The 22,153-nt window shown below is 43.6% G+C and carries 21 protein-coding genes; 10 read left to right on the top strand and 11 right to left on the bottom strand.

Features of this window, described 5'->3' with window-relative positions:
• On the bottom strand, positions 1–620 hold a 620-nt coding region (locus tag NJ959_RS08385; protein WP_305069153.1), incomplete at its 3' end, for a calcium-binding protein.
• 475 nt (positions 621–1,095) lie between these two features.
• Positions 1,096–1,515 (bottom strand): SH3 domain-containing protein, encoded by a 420-nt coding sequence (locus NJ959_RS08380; RefSeq protein WP_254011303.1) that lies wholly within the window; start codon positions 1,513–1,515, stop codon positions 1,096–1,098.
• Positions 1,516–2,159: 644 nt separating this feature from the next.
• Here NJ959_RS08380 and NJ959_RS08375 point away from each other — a divergent pair.
• Complete coding sequence (locus NJ959_RS08375) at positions 2,160–2,471, top strand: hypothetical protein (RefSeq protein ID WP_254011302.1); 312 nt, start codon at positions 2,160–2,162, stop codon at positions 2,469–2,471.
• A gap of 188 nt (positions 2,472–2,659) precedes the next feature.
• Here NJ959_RS08375 and NJ959_RS08370 read toward each other — a convergent pair whose 3' ends face one another.
• The 7 genes from NJ959_RS08370 to NJ959_RS08340 form a co-directional block, all read right to left on the bottom strand.
• Positions 2,660–3,202, bottom strand: coding sequence for a PEP-CTERM sorting domain-containing protein (locus NJ959_RS08370; RefSeq protein WP_254011301.1), 543 nt, complete (start codon positions 3,200–3,202; stop codon positions 2,660–2,662).
• A gap of 303 nt (positions 3,203–3,505) precedes the next feature.
• Positions 3,506–4,222, bottom strand: a complete 717-nt coding sequence (locus NJ959_RS08365; RefSeq protein WP_254011300.1) for a DUF928 domain-containing protein — start codon at positions 4,220–4,222, stop codon at positions 3,506–3,508.
• Positions 4,223–4,245: 23 nt separating this feature from the next.
• Entirely contained in the window at positions 4,246–6,597 is a 2,352-nt protein-coding gene (locus NJ959_RS08360; protein WP_254011299.1) for a CHASE2 domain-containing protein, read from the bottom strand.
• Between the two features lie 50 nt (positions 6,598–6,647).
• Complete coding sequence (locus NJ959_RS08355) at positions 6,648–7,316, bottom strand: DUF1822 family protein (RefSeq protein WP_254011298.1); 669 nt, start codon at positions 7,314–7,316, stop codon at positions 6,648–6,650.
• The gene (locus NJ959_RS08350; protein WP_254011297.1) at positions 7,309–7,797 is read right to left on the bottom strand and encodes a helix-turn-helix transcriptional regulator; all 489 of its coding nucleotides are present in this window, start codon (positions 7,795–7,797) and stop codon (positions 7,309–7,311) included. Before NJ959_RS08350 ends, NJ959_RS08355 begins: the two co-directional genes overlap by 8 nt.
• A gap of 692 nt (positions 7,798–8,489) precedes the next feature.
• Positions 8,490–8,678 (bottom strand): hypothetical protein, encoded by a 189-nt coding sequence (locus NJ959_RS08345; protein ID WP_254011296.1) that lies wholly within the window; start codon positions 8,676–8,678, stop codon positions 8,490–8,492.
• Entirely contained in the window at positions 8,666–9,082 is a 417-nt protein-coding gene (locus NJ959_RS08340) for a hypothetical protein (RefSeq protein ID WP_254011295.1), read from the bottom strand. Before NJ959_RS08340 ends, NJ959_RS08345 begins: the two co-directional genes overlap by 13 nt.
• Before the next feature lie 629 nt (positions 9,083–9,711).
• On the opposite strand from NJ959_RS08340, the gene NJ959_RS08335 reads away from it, so the two are divergent.
• From NJ959_RS08335 to NJ959_RS08325, 3 genes are all read left to right on the top strand, one after another.
• Complete coding sequence (locus NJ959_RS08335) at positions 9,712–10,716, top strand: PRC-barrel domain-containing protein (RefSeq protein ID WP_254011294.1); 1,005 nt, start codon at positions 9,712–9,714, stop codon at positions 10,714–10,716.
• Between the two features lie 74 nt (positions 10,717–10,790).
• Positions 10,791–11,441, top strand: coding sequence for a hypothetical protein (locus NJ959_RS08330; protein WP_254011293.1), 651 nt, complete (start codon positions 10,791–10,793; stop codon positions 11,439–11,441).
• Between the two features lie 115 nt (positions 11,442–11,556).
• Entirely contained in the window at positions 11,557–14,499 is a 2,943-nt protein-coding gene (locus NJ959_RS08325) for a glycerol-3-phosphate acyltransferase (RefSeq protein WP_254011292.1), read from the top strand.
• A gap of 2 nt (positions 14,500–14,501) precedes the next feature.
• Here the strand turns inward: NJ959_RS08325 and NJ959_RS08320 are convergent, their stop codons facing one another.
• The gene (locus tag NJ959_RS08320; RefSeq protein ID WP_254011291.1) at positions 14,502–14,768 is read right to left on the bottom strand and encodes a DUF7219 family protein; all 267 of its coding nucleotides are present in this window, start codon (positions 14,766–14,768) and stop codon (positions 14,502–14,504) included.
• A 197-nt stretch (positions 14,769–14,965) separates the two neighbouring features.
• Here NJ959_RS08320 and purC point away from each other — a divergent pair, with 197 nt between their 5' ends.
• The 4 genes from purC (at position 14,966) to fabZ (ending at position 20,031) form a co-directional block, all read left to right on the top strand.
• Positions 14,966–15,688 carry a phosphoribosylaminoimidazolesuccinocarboxamide synthase gene (purC, locus tag NJ959_RS08315; RefSeq protein WP_254011290.1) on the top strand — a complete coding sequence of 241 codons (723 nt, stop codon included), beginning with the start codon at positions 14,966–14,968 and terminating at the stop codon, positions 15,686–15,688.
• Positions 15,689–15,877: 189 nt separating this feature from the next.
• Complete coding sequence (locus NJ959_RS08310) at positions 15,878–18,133, top strand: BamA/TamA family outer membrane protein (protein ID WP_254011306.1); 2,256 nt, start codon at positions 15,878–15,880, stop codon at positions 18,131–18,133.
• Positions 18,134–18,452: 319 nt separating this feature from the next.
• Positions 18,453–19,370: a UDP-3-O-acyl-N-acetylglucosamine deacetylase gene (gene lpxC / locus NJ959_RS08305; protein WP_254011289.1), complete on the top strand. Its 918-nt coding sequence runs from the start codon at positions 18,453–18,455 to the stop codon at positions 19,368–19,370.
• A gap of 148 nt (positions 19,371–19,518) precedes the next feature.
• Entirely contained in the window at positions 19,519–20,031 is a 513-nt protein-coding gene (fabZ, locus tag NJ959_RS08300) for a 3-hydroxyacyl-ACP dehydratase FabZ (protein WP_254011305.1), read from the top strand.
• Positions 20,032–20,107: 76 nt separating this feature from the next.
• On the opposite strand, the gene NJ959_RS08295 is transcribed toward fabZ, so the two are convergent.
• Positions 20,108–20,287 carry a hypothetical protein gene (locus NJ959_RS08295; protein WP_254011288.1) on the bottom strand — a complete coding sequence of 60 codons (180 nt, stop codon included), beginning with the start codon at positions 20,285–20,287 and terminating at the stop codon, positions 20,108–20,110.
• Between the two features lie 81 nt (positions 20,288–20,368).
• On the opposite strand from NJ959_RS08295, the gene lpxA reads away from it, so the two are divergent.
• The gene (gene lpxA / locus NJ959_RS08290) at positions 20,369–21,181 is read left to right on the top strand and encodes an acyl-ACP--UDP-N-acetylglucosamine O-acyltransferase (protein ID WP_254011304.1); all 813 of its coding nucleotides are present in this window, start codon (positions 20,369–20,371) and stop codon (positions 21,179–21,181) included.
• A 210-nt stretch (positions 21,182–21,391) separates the two neighbouring features.
• Positions 21,392–22,153 (top strand): lipid-A-disaccharide synthase (lpxB, locus tag NJ959_RS08285; RefSeq protein WP_254011287.1); only part of this gene is annotated, 762 nt, incomplete at its 3' end.

Here is a 22,153-nt window from a genome sequence, read left to right as displayed (position 1 = left end):
GTGACAATGGCATTGGTGGAAGTCAGACCCGTACCAGAAAAGATCAGTTTATCAAGACTGGTATCATTGCTACTATCGTTGAGGGTATCTTGTCCATCTCCCAGATTAAATTGATAAGTATCGGCACCATCTCGACCATTGAGATAGTCAGTACCTAAGCCACCTCTAATCGTATCGTTAGCAGTAGTACCTTCCAAAGTATCATTAGTAGCTGCACCTAGTGTCAGATAAGCATTCCAAAGCTGTGCTTCACTCCAAGTTACACCATTACTAAACTGGACACTCTCCACCCCATAGTTTCCGGAAGTGCTATAAACCTGGTCTTTGAGAAGGACAGAATCAGCAATCCCACCAAAGGAAATTTTCAAATCAGAAGTGCTACCGATGCGAGTGACAATCGCATTGCTTGAAGTCAAACCCGTACCGGAAAAGACTAGTTGGTCAGTGCTGGTATCATTGCTATCGTCGTTGAGGGTATCTTGACCATCTCCTTGATTGAACTTATAAGTGTCGGCTCCGGCTTTACCATTGAGAACGTCATTTCCTGCAAGTCCTGACAAGGTATCATTTTCTGTGCCACCGATTAGAGTATCGTTACCACTTGTACCCGTTAAAATCATATTGCCTAGTCCTTAATGATTACTGCGAACTAAATCTTTATTATAATCAGAGCAGATTATTAAAGTCCATGTCACCCAACTCGAGTTGGGAATTTTGCCCAACTGTTATCGAGACAGTTAGGGGCATAGCACTGCTCATTAGCGTCAACTTAAGGCGAAATCCACTCTGCATCAGAGTATCCAGTTTGGTCGCCCTACGACGCAACAAAAGCTGCAAACATTCTGATGCAGATGATTCGGGATGACAGAGAGGCATCTACTCATGCCTAGTACAATCGAGTTTCCCTTTGAATCAACTGAGCATAGCCAATCTAGGACAAAATACGCTTTTGTTGTGACGAAATCCAACATATATTGGCTTAAGCGTGGCTTATTTTTTGGGTTTCATACTTCAACCCAACCTAGGAGACTGCGTTAATTGAAGTACAACGCAGTCTATAGTGATGGTACTCCTGACAGAAGACTACATTAATTCTTAATCAAACGAGCATGATACATAGGGACCAAAAACCCAACCCCATGAATGAACAGCATCTCCGATCAGAATCCAATGTCGATCTTTTGCGTCATAAGCAACTTTGTAAGGAATAACTGTAGTGCCGTTACGCAACTTTGTGACGATATTTGAACCGTTTGGTGTCGATCGGACATTGAGGGGACTTCCTGTAGGATCAATTACTTCACAGGAAATCGATCCTTGTGAGCTTTCCGCACTCCTGGCATCAGCACTATTTCCGAAAATTGAAAGTAAAATTTGCCGTGTTAGTTCTGGACCTACTTCTTGAAACATTTCAGCGAGAAACCTAATCCAATACTGTTGAGCATTTGCCGAGCCAGTATTCACATTTAGAGTTAGAGCAACAACAAGACATCCAATACAAAGAATTTTTTTCATGTTTAATACCCTTTGAATCCATAAATCGCTAACATTTTTAATGAATTAAAAACTCTAGCGTTGTGACTCTTAAATTAGAGCAGATCATTAGAGTCCATGTCACCCAACTAAAGTTGGGAATTTTGCCCAACTGTTATCGAGAGAGTTGGGGGCATAGCACTGCTCATTAGCGTCAGCTTAAGGCGAAATCCATAGGACTTACGCCGTGACACTATATATAGTGGCAATGGTGCGTTAGCAGAGCATAACGCACCCTACAGATAGATGCGTTGCGTAAGTCCTGATCCAGTTAAATCAAGGCACGCGCCCTCATCCCTCAGCCCCTTCTCCCAAGTAGGGAGAAGCAGGGCTGGTAACTCAAATTAGGCATCTCTGGCTTAAGCGCTGCTTATGCTTAGGTGTTGGGTTGTATACTTCAAGCCAACCTATTTGTGAATTATCCTTATCTATACTATTAGTAGTAAGAAAATTGGTACAGAAAATACAACATAATGTATCCCGAAAGGGCATTTTGTACTTGTCGATGGTCAAGATAATTCTGGCTATGTCCTAATTCGCGATCCGTGGGATGGAACTCGGTATAAAATGATAAAAGATGAGTTATTACAATACTGGACTCTTTATGGAGTTTACCGGAAAAGACGATGAATGTAACAGTAGTTTCAATCGAACCCACCCAAGATAGCAGAATATTTGAGGTCAAAGTATTAATCGGTCAAGATCTACATAAGTTTCCCATAACCGTCAAACTAGACAGAATTGGCGAGCGAGAAATGCAAATACTAAAAAGTGACGATAATTATCGGAACATATTTCAATTCAACCTCAAACTAGACAGGGAAATATCGAAGCTAGTTTTCCTGGTATACAACAAAGAGATTGTGGAACTACCAGCAGTTATTGGTAATTTTTATGAAGGTGAAATATTATCAGTTAAACTACCAGCAAATATATGAAATTTGCCGACAATAGAGATTTCAAATAGGTGTTGGGTTGTCTAAGTGGGTACACAAAATTAATTCCACACTGGGTTGACCTGAAACCATTGAAAAATATAGTGCTTCGAGAATCGGATGCGTAAATAATTTTGTGCCAGGTACTTACTTTAACCCAACCTAGGAGACGGCGTTAATTGAACAAGCTATTAAAGAGCTTTACGCTTGGTATACCATTTGAGAATTGTTCCAGCCACAGCCACGATGCCCAGCGAAAACACAGAGCTGGGTTCAGGAACCGTAACGGAATCTGGATTCGGTTCTAGAATCGCAGTCGGATTTGTGGCAACCCATGTACCGCTAATGCCCCCTCCTCTCCAGGTTCCATTGCCAATCTGTGATGGACTGAGAACTTCGGCTTGGTAATTAGCCAACTGAATAGCGATTGGGTTGATAAGCTGAAAGCCAGTAAAATTCAAAAAACCGTTGGCAGTGTATGTGCCAGAAAACAACTCGCGTCCTCGATAGGTTTGGTTGCTGTACCAATCAAAGTAACCAGTGATCTCAAAATCAGTACCATTTGCGACTTGGCTCTCGAAAAACAAGTCTGAACCATTCCAATTAGCGGTATCAGATCCCGTAACTTCCCATTGCCCCTGAGTTAAGTTGATTATGGTTCCTGCCTCTGCCTTGGTACAAATACTCTGAGCTAAAAGTAAGCAAGCTACAGCGGTTGTGGCTAGCGATCGCATGATGGTTACTCCTGTGATATTGATAATAGCGTTGTGACTCTTAAATTAGAGCAGATCATTAGAGTCCATGTCACCCAACTTTAGTTGGGAATTTTGCCCAACTGCGATCGAGAGAGTTGGGGGCATAGCACTGCTCATAAGAAGACCTCGCCCGTCACTCCTGCGCTAAGATTAGAGGTTATACCAATTTTCTCAAATAGCGCTACACATCTACCCCCCCAAACCCCCTTAGTAAGGGGGGAGCCGGAAGAGTATCTCTAGCAAGTATTTAGGAAATTGGTATTAGGGGGTGAGGACAAGCCGCTAAAACCCGATGCTATTCCCTACTGGACCAACCAATGGCTCTTGTACCAATGCCTCTAATCCCACTGAATTCAACAAGTCGATCCAATCATTTTTGAGTTTTTCATCTTCGGGAGCGGTGAGACGGAGATTCGCTAAACGAGTCAGGGAATCGTACCAAATATCGGGTTGGGCGGCGTTAATTTGACGTTCTGACTCCGAGGTTAGCGCTACTCGTTTCACCCATCCATCGACAACTAGGTCGGGGGTAGAACTCTCATTCGAGCTACACTTTAATGAGAAATACCAATGATAAAACTGCTCTTCCTCAAGAGCGTACTTTGGCTCGGAGGGAATTGAAATGCTGATAATTCCTGCTGTTTGGGGTAGGCTAAAGGACGTTCGATAAAGTTTACGCCCCCTGCGATTGTGGAGCGAGAATTCACCAGAAGAGATGTCTTCGGAGGAATAGGGAAGGTATATCCAGAAGGTAGGATATTGAGAGGCGGTTAATCCCTGACCAATTAACAACGATCCGAGGTTTTTTTGAGGGATTAAGGCATTCAAAACTTTGGCTGGAGTGCCACATTGGGGTGGAGGACTAAAAGTTCCTCCGGGAACGGGATTACCGGGCGGCGGCGGCGCAGGGGGCGGAGTGGGTAATGGCTTGGCGGAAGTGGAGAGGATTGGGAAATTAGCGAGGGTGAGGGTGAGGGCAATTGTTAATAGTTGTTTCATTTTAGTTCGAGGATTTCAGAGGTTTATTTTTGTTTTAATTGAGAAACTGCGTAACTCGCGATTAATCCGGTTAGGGATAGGGAGAGGAGCGAGGGAATTAGGGGCATCCAACCGCCTGCTGTTAAGATAACCAGTGATATTTTGTACGAGAAACCCATCGTAACGCAGCCCGCGAGTAGGGAAACCCAGCGCGAGGGAATGAACCTTGCGATCCCGACTGACAGGAAAGACCAAAACCAAATCCAGAGCGCATCGCCCCATTGAATGTCTCCCCATTGATGGGAAAATTGAGGTAAAACCCAGATGGGTTTGCGGTTGTCTTCAACAGCGCTAATCATGGCACTGACCATTTGCGTATGAATCCAGAGTCCGCGTTGGTAACCGTAGGGGGTATTGCGCTCGTCTTGAAGTTGTGGAGCAGTAACGCCAATTAGGATAATTTTATCTTTGATGAATTTTGGGTCTATGCGATCGTCTAAAATGTCTCTGAGGGGAACGGTCTTCGCAATTTGACCGTTGCGATCGGGAGCGCGAAAGTTGAGGAGAATTTCTCCACTTTGTCCGTTAAGTTTTTGGTAGCCCACGGTACGAGGGGATAAACGTTTAAAAATGGTTGTGCCAAACTGTAAGTTTCCGGTGTCAAAACTGAGGGGTTTGTTTTCTATTTCCAAATAGCGTTGAGCTAACAGAAGGCTGAAGGCGTAGTTGGAATTGGGGCAGTCGGAAACGGGGGAAGGGGTTTGCCATAAGGGTTGGCGACGAACGATATTATCGCGCTCGTCGGGGTACAAATCGGCGAAACCAACTTGCTCTTTTATTTGTTGCTCTGAAAATCCCGATAAGGGGGGAATGTTTTGGGCGCAAACATGAATAAAATTTGGATTATTTTGAAAAGTAGCGATAAAATCCGCTAGCTCGGATTTGGTACTAGAATTATCAGCGCGAAAAATATCCAAGCCGATCGCACGGGGTTGATTTTGCTGTAATATCTGTAATACTCGAGTTAAGGTGGCATTGCTCAATAAGGGCGTTCCGTATCGCTTTAAATCGGTTTCATCCACCGCGACGACTAAAAGACGCTCGTCGATGGCTTCGGGCGGGCGCTGGGCGATTAAGAAGTCATAGGCTTTCAGTTCTAAGGGTTCTAAGATTCCCAGCGATCGCGCTAACATAATTAAGAAGGTGGCGATCCCGCTCGAGAGCATAACGACATTGCCTTGATTTCGGGGGCGATGACGCGGCGGCGCAATAAACCAATTCTGCCAATATTGAGGCTGTTCTGAGGAATTTTGAAAGATGACTGGCATCCAACTGGCGCAAGGAAATTCAGCTTCTAAACCTTGCAACCGCCGCCGTGCTTCCCATACGGCTAAATGCAACGGCTTTTTGGCGATCGCGAAAGCTCTCAGAAAATCCCTTAAAAATTGCTGGGCAACTCGTTCGTGTACGATATCGCGCATGACAATTAAGTTGGGAATATATAAGCTTTCAAGTTCCCTGGCTAAACCCAAGCCGTCACAAGAGTTGAATATTGCTAATTTTAAGCCATTCTTCCGGGCTTCTTCGAGGGCATATTTTAAATCTTCAATTCTGATAAACTCAGTTTCATTGATATAAAATTTACCACTTTTTTCGTCAGTCTGAGAATGACCTGCAAAGAAGAGAATATCAATCTTAGCATCCCATAAACATCGATTCACATCCTGTCGCCTGGGACTAACTAAGGGCGGCATAATTTCAGCGCAATCCCCCAATGTATCGATCAAAATCTGTAAATCGGTTGCCGGATTAATATCTTCTGATTGCCCTAAAATAATCAGGATTCTCACTTTTCTGCGTAGCTCGGCAGGTTGGGGCGAGTTTCGGGTGGTACTCAAGATTGCTTCTGCCTGACGACCTTCACGATCGAGCCAATTCCACAGATTCCAGGGTAATTTTTTGACTTGAGGTTTTGAAGAGCAAAGTAATACCCGCACGGGATCGCAGGTTGATACTGTTTCATTTAATTTGTTGACAATGGGGATAAATTCCGATTGTTCGAGCCAGGAATTCATCAGATTGCTTAATTCCCGCGCGGCAAGCTCGCAATCGCGACACCATCGATCCCGTTGTCGTTGGTGGCTCTCAAATTGCTGCTCGATGGTGAAGTTCCCTTTTGCGATCGCTTTGCCTTTGATCAGAGTACCGGGCAAAGCTAAACTCTGTAGAATTGACTGCCAGCGTTCGTACTGGACGAGCAAGTCGGGGCTGGGTGGGGGCAACCATCCTTCTGCTCCTCCTAAGTCCTGTCCGTTCTCTGCTCGAATTTTTACAGTTACCCCGATACCTCGATCGAGATCTCCTAATAATGTCAATTCCACAAGTTTGTCTGTCATTACCACCAGTATTTTCTCCGGAGGTTCTCAAAAAAGGATTGCTGATTCTTTCAAATCGGAAACTCTTGCCTATAGCTGAAATTATTTAATTTTACTTTAACCTCGAAAGGTTCTCCAATATTTCCCGTCAGGGCAAAGGTAATTCTCGGATCGGCTTTTTCCGCTCGAGCGGACAATACGATTACTCCTTTGTCGTCTATAACCATCAGTTGCAGGTCTGGCGGAAGAATAGTATGTTCTTGGGTGGGACGGACTTCAATGAGGGCATCTATTTCTCGATCTGAGTCCCCGGGCATCAGCGCTACAATTAAGATTACCTGTTGGTTGATTTCGGGTAAATCTAACTTAATCGAGCGCATAAAACCTGCGGATGGTGCTGCTGAGTGGCTAGCTTTTTTGACTTCTAGTTCCTGGGTTGCTAACTGTCGGCTGCTTCTCCATCCAGGAGCCAATTTTAATGCTTCTGGGGCGAGGAGCGATTCTACGGTTTGCCAGCTAGACTCAAGGGAGTTATAAACTCGTTGCAGGATTTGCGGTACAATCTCTGGCGATCGCACCGATGGTACCTCCGATGGCGCACCGACTAAACGGACATCCTGAATCGGAAGCTGGAGCAAGGTTTCAAGATCTCCCGATTGGAAAGAAGCGAGTAAACGTTTATACTCATCTTTGGTTCCTTCAAATCTTAAAACTAGATTGTGTCGATCGTTATTACTCATTGTTTTCATTTCCATGGATTTTTACAACAATAAATTCTACGGGAAATTGAATACCCAATTTCTTGACGGTATACATTAAAAGCTCTGGGTCTATATCTGATAGCTTAATCTCTTTGCCAATCTCTAATTCAAACTCAATTTTCTCATATTTTTCTGCTTCTTGCAAAAACAGTCTCACCTGGCTGTATTTTTTGAGATTGCGCCCGGTCAGGCTCTCAACATATCTGTAGATACTGGTGGAAAGAGCCGACTTGATATGACTGTTTGCTAAGGAAAGTTTTTGAGCGATTTCTTCTGGACTCAACCCATAAATCAAGAGTCTCAACCAACAAATTTCACTTTTAGTAAGATGCTGGCATTTTGCTTGAGTTAAGTCCTCGATAACTCTTTTTATATTCCATTGTTTTTCGACTTTTACACATTCCTTACAATTGATTTGTGAGGTTGAGTATGGGCAAATCAAGGTAGATGATAGTGTCATAACTACGATTTTGATTAAGGCTGACAATCTCTTACTTATTTGAGAGAGACTCTCTTAATTTTTCTGGCAAGCTAAATTAACATTCTGGCTGTTGATATGGACTTGGGAGAAATGAGCCGAATCTATTTTGAACTTGGCCACATTTCTAGGGGATTTAGATCGCATTCTAGCCGATCTTTACTGTCAAGATCGACCAACCAGAGTTGGGAATTTTTACCAACCCGAGAAGGATTATGTAGGTTGAGCAGTCTGAGAGGGACAGGATTCCGTTGGGGCAATGATTTGGGGTATCAGGGGTACGGAGAGGGAGAAATGCCAGAGATGAGCGAAGTATTAAGCAAATCCTCTAGATGAGAAGTTTCTCATTAAAGCTTGAACTAAATTTCATATAAACCAACCATACTAGAGCGCCAGTCCAGTACAAGAGATTGACAAAAATATCCACATATGTATGGAACGAAAAATGGTTGATTTGCCACAACAGAAGTTGTCCGTTTCAATTCGTAACAATCGCTGAAATACTGATTCTGCCGATGAGAATGATTCTACTGGACTGACGCTCTAGGTCTAATGGGGTTGATTGGCAGAAGCGATTTAGGTTGGACGTTGTTGTCGTCCATGATAAATCTGTAAAATCACAACTTCATCATTCAAGATAGTATAGTGCAGAACAAAACCAATTTTTCCGAAGGTTACAGTTTACGCATACCAGGGGCTTGTTCAACTATCGCGCCCCTTTGCGAGTATGTTTCCAGACTTTCTCCAACTTCCACAATTTTTTTAATTGCTTTAACAGCAAGATTTGGGTCAGTTTTAGCAAGGAATTGGTGATGGAGATTGAGTGATGCTAGGGATTGGCGCGTCCAAACTACTTTGGGCATGGCAATTCACCATCACTACCTAAACTATCTGCCCATTGTTTAACCTCCTGATGGGGAATACCCATCTTAAGAGTCTGGTAATCTTGTAAGGCAGCCAAACTCTCAGCAATCATTTGTTCTTCACTTAGGGGTTGAAATTGCTGTGCTGTGTTAATTTCTCCCCACTGATATTCCCTTGATTGAGGGGCAGTTTCTGCGATTAGGCGCTCAAACTCGCCGAGATTACCCTTGAAATTAGTCAGCCATGAAAGTACGATCGCCTTAACGAGATCGCTGGGCATAGCTTCAATTTGGGCGTGAAGTTGCTGAAGAGACTGAGCCATTGGGCGATAGAGAATAACTGACTTCAGTCTAGCGTAAAGCTTCAAACTGAGACACCCCGTCAGTGCTGAAGTTCCAATCAACGGAGATCAGTCTCGACTCCTGTACCGATCTGTCTCTCCACTGTTTTACACAGAATTTGCTAGTCTAAGTCTAGGTAAATCTATGTATTTCGGCAACTGCTATCAACCCTAGCCCCCATAGCCATTCTACACCTTTGACCAAGTGGATATCTTTTTCGATAGGGCAAATGTCGAGCGATTAGCTAGAATGATCGAACAAGAGGCTAAACTTGCCCAGTTTATGGTTGTAAGTCTGTCCCGACCCGTCAACAACCCACCGTTAATATCGGAGTACCGACTCCCTTCGAGTGGCTCAGAAGAGTCCTAGTTGACCAGACTCAGGCAGGAATGCCTACGAAGTGTGGCAAGTGTTCAAGTTCTTCCCCGTTTGATGCGTAGCTAGTCTTTCGCTCTAAAACTCAAAGGTTAAACAGTCTTATGGGAGACAGTGATGCGAGAGATAGTACCGACCACTAACATTGTCAAAGCTAACATCACCCTGTCCAGGAGGGCGGAGAGATGATAGAGTTTTGTAAATGTACTATCGATGCTACAACCAAGTAAACGGAATTCAGTGGATTAAATTTGATTCTTAATGTTGAATAATATTTACAATCCAGCAGGAGTCGAGATCGGGATAGAAAAACATAATGAGAAGTGAACTAATTCGTCAGCGCTCCGATGTTTTAAATACTCAGGTGATTACCCGTAATAATGGTAAGCGCCTGGGAGTCATTAAGGAGCTATTAGTAGATATCGATCGACGTGAAATTGTGGCTCTGGGGCTGCGAGATAACTTGCTCTCAGTTGCAGGAATGCCACGATACATGCTCCTTACGAGCGTTCAACAAATAGGCGATGTCATCCTGGTTGAGGATGAAGATGTTATTGAAGATATTGAGGTTGATGGCTACAGTACCTTAATCAACAGTGAAGTTATTACCGAAACTGGCGATTTGTTGGGTCGAGTTCGAGGCTTTAAGTTTAATGTTGATAACGGAGATCTAGCATCTCTGATTATTGCTTCAATCGGGTTACCCCAAATTCCCGATCAAATGATTAGTACTTATGAGCTACCAATTGATGAAATTGTCAGTAGCGGACCAGATAGATTGATCGTGTTTGAAGGGTCTCAAGAGCGGCTGATTCAGCTTACAGTGGGACTTTTGGAACGTCTGGGTATTGGCAAACCTCCTTGGGAGCGAGATGAGGAGGAAGGTTACTACACGCCTGTTGCTAGACCGGAGAATCAATTGGGAACCGGAATTCCCATTCGCCCCCCCATGACTCAAACTGTACAGAAACCTACGCCTGTAGAAGAAACTTGGGATGACGATTGGCAAGAACCAGAACCAGAACCCATCCGTCGCCAAGTGGTAGAACCGAAAAAGTACGCCCAAGCCCAACTCGAAGAGGACAACTGGGGCGATGAATGGGACAATCGCTCAGAGGCTCCGACTCAATACGAAGAAGAGCGACTATATGCTAAACCTGATACTTATAAGCGCCAATACGCAGATGATTACGAGGATTATGAAGTTGAGGGGGATGCTTGGGATGATGATGATGTCAAGCAGGAACCTTACAAACCTCAGCGAATCAATATTCCAGAAAAGACTAAAACACCGGAATATGAAGAGGAACCTGGGTATTAAACTCTAGCGCGAAGTATTAACAACCTAACCCCCCAGCCCCTTCCCTTGGAGGGAAGGGGGTGTTTTAATTACTAATGTCTTGGTCATTAATAGAATCGATGTCGGAGTTTATTAATTCAGAACTCCTTAAGGCATTGCGCCCCAAGGAAGCAACGCCAAATCTCACCCTGACAGTTATCCCTATTGACGGGAACATATCTTTTCAACTGTGGACACCCAATTGGACACCAAAAAATAGGAAGTTTACCCCTTTAGAAATTGAATTAATCCGGCGCGATAGTCAGCGTGTCAACCGGATTATCTCAAAGCTGGTATGGTTAATGGGGGCAATTTGTATAGCTGAAGATGATTGGAATGTTGGAGATTGCCAACCTATTTATGATTGGGATACTATTCTTGAGTTTGTTTGCCGTGAGGGGAGATGTGTAAATCCTGTCGTGACGCGGGTACATTTCATTCCCCAAATTATTATCCCCATTTACGATAAGGCACGGAAACAAGAGGGGATAATACCGCCTCAAGCTTGGGAAATTTCTCCATCCCACTGGTCAGTTATTTTCGACGATTTAATTCCCTTTGGCAATAGATACGAACTTAAACAAGCGGGAGAGTGGGTATCTGTGGAAATTTGGACGGGTAAACCAATGCGAAGAGAGGTGAGAGATGGTAGGTTTTATGTGGAATATCACGATATTTATGCTTCTTGTCGATTAGGGAGATTGTGACGTTGTTGGTTGTTGGTTGTTGGTTGTTGGTTGTTGGGCATGGGGAATTAATCATTATTTTTGACTTTTGACTTTTGACTAAGGTATCTTATATTTAACTACTAGTGAAAATTTTGTGACTCTGTTATCTGCGATCGCATTTACCCTGATTCTCTGTGTAATCTGTCTTCTCCTGGGCGGAATCCCACTGATTTCCTGGATTACATCTGGCTTAACAGGTCGTAGGCTAGAAGATCTTGGTACTGGCAACATCTCAGTCTCCGCTGCATTCTACCACGGCGGACGGATGGTGGGTATATTGGCAGTCTGTTCGGAAGCTTTTAAGGGAATTGCGGCTGTCTTACTGGCTCGTTATTTTTTTCCTACAGCACCCGCATTAGAGCTAATGGCTCTAATTGTACTAGTTATTGGTCGTTACTGGATAAGTAAAGGTGCGGGAACGACCAATGTAGTGTGGGGGTTTGTGGTACACGATATTAAGGCTGTATTATTGATATTTTTAATTGGGGGAATTAGTTTTACTGTTTTTCGCGATCGCACTAGTGGACGAATTGGTATTTTAATCTTATTCCCCTTAATTTTAGCACTCCTCCACCCCAACGATTTAGCCAGAATCCTGATGGGGATTTGTCTGGGCTTATTAATGGCTTGGATTTATCGGCAAATTCCCGATGATTTAGATCTTCCTCCAGAATCCGCCAAGGTAGAATCTCAAAATATGTTTCTTTTTTTTAGAGGCGATAAGGCTATTATTTCTTTAGACGATCTACTAGATTCTAGTAAAATCGGTCAAAAAGCAGCTACCCTATCACAATTAAAGCGTTGGGGTTACTCTGTACCCACCGGATGGGTTTTACCACCGGGAGATGATGCTCAACCGCTAATTCAATACTTGCCAATTTCTGAATCTGAACCTCTAGTAGTCCGTTCCTCAGCAATCGGGGAAGACTCTGAATCAGCTTCGGCAGCGGGACAATATTTAAGTATTTTAAATGTGACTAATCCGCTCGAATTACAAGAAGCCATTACTCAAGTTTTAGCATCATATAATAACGCATCAGCTACCCAATATCGGCAAGACTTCACTACCTTAAATAGCGACAGGGTAGGAAAATTGTCAGATACAGCAATGGCAGTAATAATTCAAAAACAAATTAATGGTATTTTTTCCGGTGTTGCCTTTAGTAGAGATCCCATTTCACAAGTAGGTGATGCTGTAGTAATTGAAGGATTACCAGGAGATGCAACTAGAGTTGTATCCGGTAGAGTGACACCAGAACAGTATAGGGTTTATTTAAGGGAAGAGGCAATTTTCTCCCCCACTCCCCACTCCAAAAACCCCACTCCCCACATAGAAGGAAGTGGAGACTTACCTCCTGCTTTAATTGAAAAAGTTGCTATCCTCGCCCGTGAATTAGAAAATCGGTATCACGGGATTCCTCAAGATATAGAATGGAGTTATGATGGTGAGGAATTGTGGTTGCTCCAAACTCGTCCAATTACAACTCTACAACCAATTTGGACGAGAAAGATTGCGGCAGAAGTGATTCCTGGCTTAATTAGAAATCTCACTTGGTCAATTAATAGGCCATTAACTTGTGGTGTTTGGGGGGAAATTTTTAGCTTAGTTTTAGGTAAAGAAGCCAAGGGAATTGATTTCACTGACATGGCTACCCTTCATTACTCCCGCGCCTACTTTAATGCTACCATGTTGGGCGATATTTTTCGGCGGATGGGCTTGCCACCAGAAAGCCTGGAATTTCTCACCAGAGGTGCTAAATTTACCAAGCCACCACTGAATTCTACACTCAAAAATATACCTGGATTAATTCGCTTATTGGGTAAAGAGTGGAATTTAGATAAAGACTTTGAATTAGATGAAGAAACATTATTCAATATTACCATAAAAGAGCTAAAAAGTCAGCCAGCAACAGGATTACCGCCAGCAGCAATACTAGAAAGAATAGAAATAATTTTAAAAACATTAAAAAGAGCAACATACTACAGTATTCTTGCCCCGTTAAGCATGTCATTACGGCAAGGGTTGCTCAAGGTGAAAGATAGCGAATTAGATAATAGCAAAACACCAGAAGTAGCCAGTTTGCGATCGCTATCTAGATTAGCAGCAGATGCCCCTCGTTTCCTAAACCTCAAGGAAATTGCTTGTGAAAGTTCCGCCTTTCTCTTTGCTACCCTAGCAGAAAATCCCGATGGTGATAGTATTTTACAACAGTTTAATGAATTTCTAGAACGATACGGCTACTTAAGCGAAGTCGCTACAGATATAGCAATTCCCCGATGGCAAGAAGATCCCCAATCTGTGCGACAGTTATTTAGTCAGTTTATCTGCCAACCTCCACCGATGCCTTCCCGATTAAAGCATCAGCGATGGCAAGCGGAAGTGGTACAAGCACGTCTAAATCTCAAAGGTAAAGTTACTGAAATTTACTCTCAATTATTAGCCCAACTCCGGTGGAGTTTTGTCGCATTAGAAACAGTTTGGCGAGAATCAGGTTTATTATCTGAAGCGGGAGATATTTTCTTTTTGGAGTTTGGGGAGATTCAGGAATTGCTAGCGGATACCGACAGGAGACTAAAAGGAGAATTACCTAAAATAATACAACAAAGACGAATAAAATTAGAAGAGCATCGCCAATTGAATAACATACCACCCCTAGTTTATGGCAATCCTCCTGCTACCTCATTTGCATCCCCAATCCCATTAGAAACTTCTGGCAGGAGACTAAAAGGAATTGGTGCAAGTAGCGGGCAAGTGGAGGGATGGGTAAAGATTTTAACTAACTTACAAACAATACCAGAAATCGATCGACAAACGATATTAGTTGTACCTTATACCGATTCAGGTTGGGCACCTTTATTAGCGCGGGCGGGAGGATTAATTGCAGAAGTAGGGGGGCGGCTTTCCCACGGTGCAATTGTCGCCCGCGAATATGGAATTCCGGCAGTAATGGATATCCATAATGCAACTCAATTGTTAACAAATGGGCAGAGAGTTTGGCTAGATGGGCAATTGGGAATTGTGGAAATTTTGGATTAAACTTAACTTATCCCATCCCCAGATTTACCACTACCAAAAGGATTTTCACCCACTTCCAATTCATTCTTACTATTTCTCAACTCATACCATAAATCTTTAACCTTATCATAAGCATCTTCAGCGGAAATCTTACCCGCAGTTTCCAAATTACAAATAATACTTACCCGTTGAGCAAACTCTTGCAAATTAGCATTAAACACCAAATTTTCTGGATTAACCTTCCCGTAATAGCGACTGCGAGGATATAAAAAATCAGATCTGTCAGCCATGAGTCATCTCCTAATATTCAAACTATGCAACCTGAAACTATTTTACTTTTGACTTTTGACTTTTGACTTTTGACTTTAAGTGTTACGATTCTGACTGGAACCAAGATTAAACTATCAAACATAGCCCTCTCTAGTGTCTGGCAGATGTGTTGCCGAACCAAGGGCGAGGAAAATCAAGATCGGGAAAACCAATAATTATGTCACAAATCCAGCAACTATATGAAGGAAAAGCAAAAATTCTTTATATTACCGACGAGCCAGAGATACTCCTAGCCCATTACAAAGACGACGCGACAGCCTTCAATGCCCAAAAGCGGGGTAAAATTACCGGGAAAGGAGAGATAAACTGTGCGATCGCATCCCATTTGTTTCAGCTACTCGAACGCGAAGGTATCCCCACCCACTACATCGATTGTCCCGCACCCAACCAAATGCGGGTGAAGCGGGTAAAAATTATACCATTAGAGGTAGTAGTCAGGAACATTGCCGCCGGGAGTCTCTGTCAACAAACTGGGTTGCCTGTAGGTAAAATCTTACCTAACCCACTTGTAGAATTTTACCTAAAAGACGATGCTTTAGGAGACCCCTTGTTAACGCGGGATCGTTTATTACTCTTAGACTTAGCTACCCCAGAACAAGTCAATCTGCTTCAAGAGGAGGCTTTGAAAATTAATCAGATTCTGATCGCCTTTTTCGGTCGGTGCGGCATCACTCTGGTAGACTTCAAGCTGGAGTTTGGTCTGGATTCCAGCCAAGAGATGCTACTAGCTGATGAAATTAGCCCCGATACCTGTCGCCTCTGGAATCAAGCCGAAACCGATCCCGATAAGCGGGTAATGGATAAAGACAGATTTCGTCGCGACTTGGGCAATGTTGAAGATGCTTATCAGCAAGTTTTAGCAAAAGTGCTTTCTTGCTAAGGGTTAGGGAGTAGGGAGTAGGGAGTAGGGAGTAGGATCTATTATCCTATCCATAGTCACGGGGTTTTCAGGCTATTTTATTATAAAAATAGCTTCCTACCCTTTAACCTCTAACCTCTACCCTCTAACCTCTAACCTCTAACCTTTAACCTATTTTCGTGGTGTGTGGACGTGTCAGAAATTAAAACAATGCGCTTATCTCCCTTATTAGCAGCTATTATTGCTGCGACTGCCAGTATCGGTATATCCAACCCCAGCTATGGGCAAACCAATACATCAAATAGTGTGGGTGAAAATAGTGTGGGTGAAACACCACCTAGTAACCTAGATCGACAACCGACAGAAACGGCTAATAATATCGAGCCAAGCAATGGGCAAAACTCAGTTACCATCGCTGTACCAACATATAGCGATCGCGAAGTTTCTCCGATAGCAGTCAGTGAACCACAATTAACCGAAGTCAACCCAGCTAAAACCGCTGAAGGTGAAGTACAAACAGCTCAAACTCCGAGACAGCCACCTAATCCATCACCGTCACCTAATCCATTCCCGTCACCTAATCCATCACCGTCACCTAATCCATCACCGTCACCTAATCAACCCGAACCGCGAGTGTTAGTATCTGAAGTTGTAATTGATTTCCAGAACTATACCGGATCGAAAGAACAATTACAAAGTGAAATTTTTAGAGCAATTCAAACTAGACCAGGACTAGCAACCACCCGTACTCAGTTACAATCTGATGTTAATGCAGTCTTCGCCACAGGTTACTTCTCCAGTGTCAATGTAGAACCAAAAGATACCCCCTTGGGCGTGCGGATTACCTTTCTCGTCCAGCCTAACCCCGTCCTGCGGAAAGTATCAATTACCCCCGAACCCTCAACAGATCGCAATAGCATTGTACCTCAAGAAGTTGTCGATAAGATCTTCGCCCAACAGTACGGTCAAATCCTAAACCTACGCAGCCTCCAAGAGGGAATCAAAGATGTTAACAAATGGTATCAAGATAATGGATACACCCTCGCCCAGGTGATCGATACATCTAAAGTCACCCCTGATGGAGTCGTAACTTTAGCAGTAGCCGAAGGGATAATTGAAGACATTGGCGTACGTTTTCTTGATGAAGATGGTCAACCAAAACTTGATGACGATGAGAAACCTATTCCCATACTGACAGATAAAGATGAACCAATAGGCGGTCGTACTCGTCCCTTTATTGTCACACGAGAGGTACAGCTAAAACCTGGCGATGTCTTCAATCGTCAGATGGCAGAAAGGGATTTACGTCGCGTCTTTGGTTTGGGAATCTTTGACGATGTGCGGCTTTCCTTCCAACCTGGCAGCGATCCGCGTCGGGTGGTAATGGTGGTAGATGTGATTGAGAAAAATACTGGCTCTATCGCCGCTGGTGGGGGAGTTAGTTCAGCTAGTGGATTATTTGGTAGTATCAGCTATCAACAACAAAATCTGGGGGGCAATAACCAGACAGTAGGGGGAGAATTTCAGTTAGGGGAACGCGCCTTATTATTCGATCTTAGCTATACAGACCCCTGGATTGCAGGTGACCCTTACCGCACATCTTACACTGTCAATGCTTTCCGCCGTCGTTCCATCTCATTAATTTTTGATGGGGGAGATCCAGAAATAAATCTACCAAATGGCGATCGCCCCCGTGTAGTTAGGACAGGTGGCGGACTCAACTTTACCCGTCCTTTGTCTCGCGATGTCTATAGTAGATCGGAATGGACAGCCTCAGCCGGATTAGAGTTTCAACATGTTGAAATTAAAGATGCTGATGGGGAACTTACTCCAAAGGATGAATTGGGCAATGACTTGAGCTTCAGTGACAATGGCAAAGATGACTTGTTTACAGTTCAATTTGGGGCAGTACGCGATCGCAGAAACAACCCATTACGCCCTACACAGGGTTCTCTTCTACGTTTTGGGGTGGAGCAATCTATCCCTGTTGGCAGTGGGAATATCTTCCTCAATCGCCTCCGAGGTAGTTACAGCTACTACGTTCCCGTCAACTTCACTAAGTTTACCACCGGACCTCAAGCCCTTGCATTTAACATTCAAGGCGGTACGGTTATCGGGGACTTACCCCCCTACGAAGCCTTTTCTATGGGTGGCAGTAACTCTGTCCGAGGCTACGCTGAGGGAGATGTAGGTTCAGGTCGTAGTTTTATCCAAGCCACCGCTGAATACCGCTTTCCGATTATCTCAGCAATCGGTGGCGCTCTTTTTGTTGACTTTGCCAGCGATCTCGGTTCCGGTAGTGATGTACCTGGAGATCCCGCAGGTGTTCGAGGCAAACCGGGTAGTGGTTTTGGTTATGGGATTGGTGTCAGGGTACAGTCGCCCCTCGGTCCAATTCGGGTAGATTATGGTTTTAACGATCAAGGTGACAGTCGCCTCCATTTTGGGATTGGAGAGAGATTTTAATTTTGTTATTGGTTATTTGTTATTGGTTATTTGTTATTGGTTGTTGGTTATTGGTTGTTGGTTATTGGTTGTTGATTTATCAAATAATCAATTTTCTATGTACTTTATTATTTGAAGTATACAATATAAACCTGCTAAGAAACCGGGTTTATATTTGCCCAACTCACCCGCCCAGCGCTCTAATAAAAAACAAACAACAAACAACTAATAACTAATAACAAACAACTAACAACAAACAACTAACAACTAACAACTAACAACTAACAACTAATAACTAACAACAAACAACTAACAACAAACAACTAACAACAAACAAGAAATGACCAAATACACTTTGGGTGCAGCCTTTGAATGTTCTGGTGTGGGATTACATAGCGGGATTTTAACGAATGTGCGGGTATTGCCAGCTAAAGCAGGTGAGGGACGCTATTTTGTGCGAGTTGATTTACCTGAATCGCAGATTATCCCAGCTTGTGTGGAGGCGGTTTGCGAGACTACACTTTCTACTCAATTGGGGAATGGGGAGTGGATTTTTGGGAATGGGGAGAATGATGACTGCCAAGCTCCGATTGCTGCTACAGTGCGAACCGTGGAACATTTGCTTGCTGCACTAGCAGGCAGTGGGGTTGATGATGCCCGGATTGAAATCGATGGCTCAGAAGTGCCGCTTTTGGATGGATCGGCACTTAATTGGGTAGAGGCGATCGCACAAGTCGGAATTGTGCGATCAAAAGAAGAGGGAGAGCGTTTTGAGTTTTCTCCCCTGCACCCCTGTGTCAAGGAACCAATCTGGATATATCAAGGGGATGCCTTTGTTGCGGCGATACCAGCACCAACTCTCCGATTTACTTACGGGATTGACTTTGATGTTCCTGCCATTGGCAATCAATGGTATAGCTGGACACCATCTCAGGAGAGTTTTGCCTCTTCAATTGCACCAGCACGTACATTTGGTTTGTTGCACCAAATTGAGGGGTTGCGAAGTCGGGGTTTAATTAAAGGTGGTAGTTTGGATAATGCTTTGGTTTGCGATCGACAAGGATGGCTTAATCCTCCCTTAAGATTTTCAAATGAACCAGTGCGTCATAAACTCTTAGATTTAGTAGGGGATTTAAGTTTATTGGGAACTTTCCCTGTGGCTCACTTCCTCGCCTACAAAGCCAGCCACAACTTGCATGTCCAACTTGCTCAAGCCCTCGCCCTGGCACTTGGGAGTCGGGGAGGAGGGGAGGAGTAGAGCAGGGATGGCCCAGGAGAAGGGGAGGAGGGAATCTGGGATATGGAAGAGCGGTAGAATTAACTACTCAGTTATTTCTACCACGGACAACCAACAACCAACAACCAACAACCAACAACCAACAACCAACAACCAACTCAATTTGCTCATGTCTATAGTCACCGACGTTAACATTCACAATGACTCAACTGACAATGCCAACCTGTCAACTAGTCAGCCATCACATAAACCTATTTTCACCCTAGAAGACATTCAAAAAATCCTACCCCATCGCTATCCCTTTGCATTAGTTGATCGGATTATTGAATATATTCCTAGTCAGCTAGCAGTTGGTCTTAAGAATGTCACTTTCAACGAACCCTTTTTTCAAGGGCATTTTCCCGGACGGCCGATGATGCCTGGGGTAATGATTGTAGAAGCGATGGCTCAAGTAGGTGGCATTGTCTTAACTCAGATGCCAGAGATGGATGGCACCTTATTTGTGTTTGCTGGGATTGACAAAGTTCGCTTTCGTCGTCCTGTTGTACCCGGAGATCAACTGATAATGACCACGGAACTTCTATCTGTAAAGCGCCGTCGTTTTGGAAAGATGCAGGCTAGGGCTGTCGTTGATGGTCAACGAGTCGCGGAAGGGGAATTGATGTTTTCTTTGGTTGAATGATAGACTACCAGCGCTAACTCTAAAGGGGTAGAAGCTGTCAATCTAAAATTTAGACTTTGGTTCTTAATTCTCCTAGTTAGGAAACACCAAAGTCTGGCTTATTATACCTAAAAACCCTGAAGGGACAATTTTCAAAGTCTGGCTTTGAAGGGGGGTGAATCTGAAAAATATGGCGACGAACATCATTCCCTATCCCATCATCAATATAGGTTTGAAGGTTAGCATCAATAACCAAATTGATTAGAAATTTTGGCATTAACTATTTTTTAGCCAAACTTGTCAAGTCAATCATTCGCGCCGAAATCTATCGGCTCTGCTATAAAAATCATAACTTATGATGGCAACAACATTGATTCATCCGACTGCTGTAATTCATCCAGATGCCCAATTGCATCCAACTGTTGAGGTGGGGGCTTATGCGGTGATTGGGGATAATGTGAAGGTAGGACCAGATACAACTATCGGCGCTCATGCGGTGATTGAGGGACCAACGGAAATTGGAGCAAGAAATCAAATCTTTCCAGGAGCAGCTATTGGTTTGGCTCCCCAAGATCTTAAGTATGATGGTGCGCCAAGTTGGGTCAGAATTGGTGATGATAACCGGATTAGAGAATATGTCACTATTAACCGAGCAACAGGTGCTGGTGCAGCAACTGCTATCGGTAATAATAATTTATTAATGGCTTATGTCCATGTTGCTCATAATTGCAGAATTGGAGATTCAGTGGTGATTGCCAATAGTGTCGCTTTGGCGGGTTACGTTCATATTGAGTCGAAAGCAACTATTGGTGGCGTTTTGGGTATTCATCAATTCGTCCACATTGGTCGTTTGGCTATGGTTGGTGGTATGAGTCGCATCGATCGCGATGTGCCACCCTATATGCTAGTGGAAGGTAATCCATCACGGGTGCGATCGCTCAATCTCGTGGGTCTAAAACGGGCTGGAATGTCCGCAGAAGAGCTTGGACAACTCAAAAAGGCTTTCCGCACTCTCTACCGTTCTGGACATACTCTAAATGAATCTCTAGAACTTCTCAATTTATTACCGGATAGCGAAGATTTACAGCATTTATGCCGCTTTTTACGGTTATCTCAAATGCCGGGAAGACGTGGTTTAATTCCCGGCCGTCGTCTTAAGCATGAGGATTGAGTATTTGTTGTTGGTTGTTGGTTGTTTATGGAGGTTATCGGTTAGATGCAGGAGATAATGTTTTAACGCAAAGGGCGCAAAGGAATTCGCAAAGGTACGCAAAGAGTAGATTGATATTTTTGGTTTGTTTGAGGAATTTTTGAAGTCATATTAAAAGGATATCAACCAATAACCAATAACAAACAACCAACAACTAACAACAAATAACTAATGAAAAAAACTATATTTATCAGCACGGGGGAAGTATCTGGTGATTTGCACGGGGCAATGTTAATTGATGCCTTGAAACTTCAAGCATCATCGATGGGATTGGAGTTGGAAATTGTTGCCCTAGGGGGCGATAAGATGGCACAATCTGGTGCTAAGTTATTGGGGAATACTACTAGTATTGGTTCGGTTGGGTTGTGGGAATCTTTGCCTTTTGTTTTGCCTACTTTACAAATCCAACGCCGTGCTAAAGATTATCTAAAACAACATCCACCTGATTTGGTTATCTTAATTGATTACATGGGACCAAATTTGGGAATTGGTCGTTTTGTCCGGAATTTTATGCCGCAGATACCGATAATTTATTATATTGCTCCACAAGATTGGGTTTGGTCAGCAAGATCTATTGTGCCTCGCGATACGATGAGAATTGTGGAGATGACTGATAAATTATTAGCCATTTTTCCTGGGGAAGCAGATTATTTTGCTAAAAAAGGCGCTACTGTAAAATGGGTGGGTCACCCTTTAGTGGATCGGATGAAATCTAGTCCGCAGCGGGAGGAAGCAAGGGCGGCTTTGGGGATTGCACCGGGACAACTTGCGATCGCAATTGTACCTGCTTCTCGGCGGCAAGAGCTTAAGTATATGATGCCTATCGCTTTTGAGGCGGCACGGGAATTACAGTCGCAGTTATTGGGGAATGGGGAATCAGGAGACAAGGGAGACAAGGGAGACAAGGGAGACAAGGGAGACAAGGGAGACAAG

Source organism: Limnofasciculus baicalensis BBK-W-15, from assembly GCF_024178385.1.
Taxonomy (GTDB): domain Bacteria; phylum Cyanobacteriota; class Cyanobacteriia; order Cyanobacteriales; family Coleofasciculaceae; genus Limnofasciculus; species Limnofasciculus baicalensis.
This window is presented reverse-complemented; position numbering and strand designations above follow the sequence as displayed.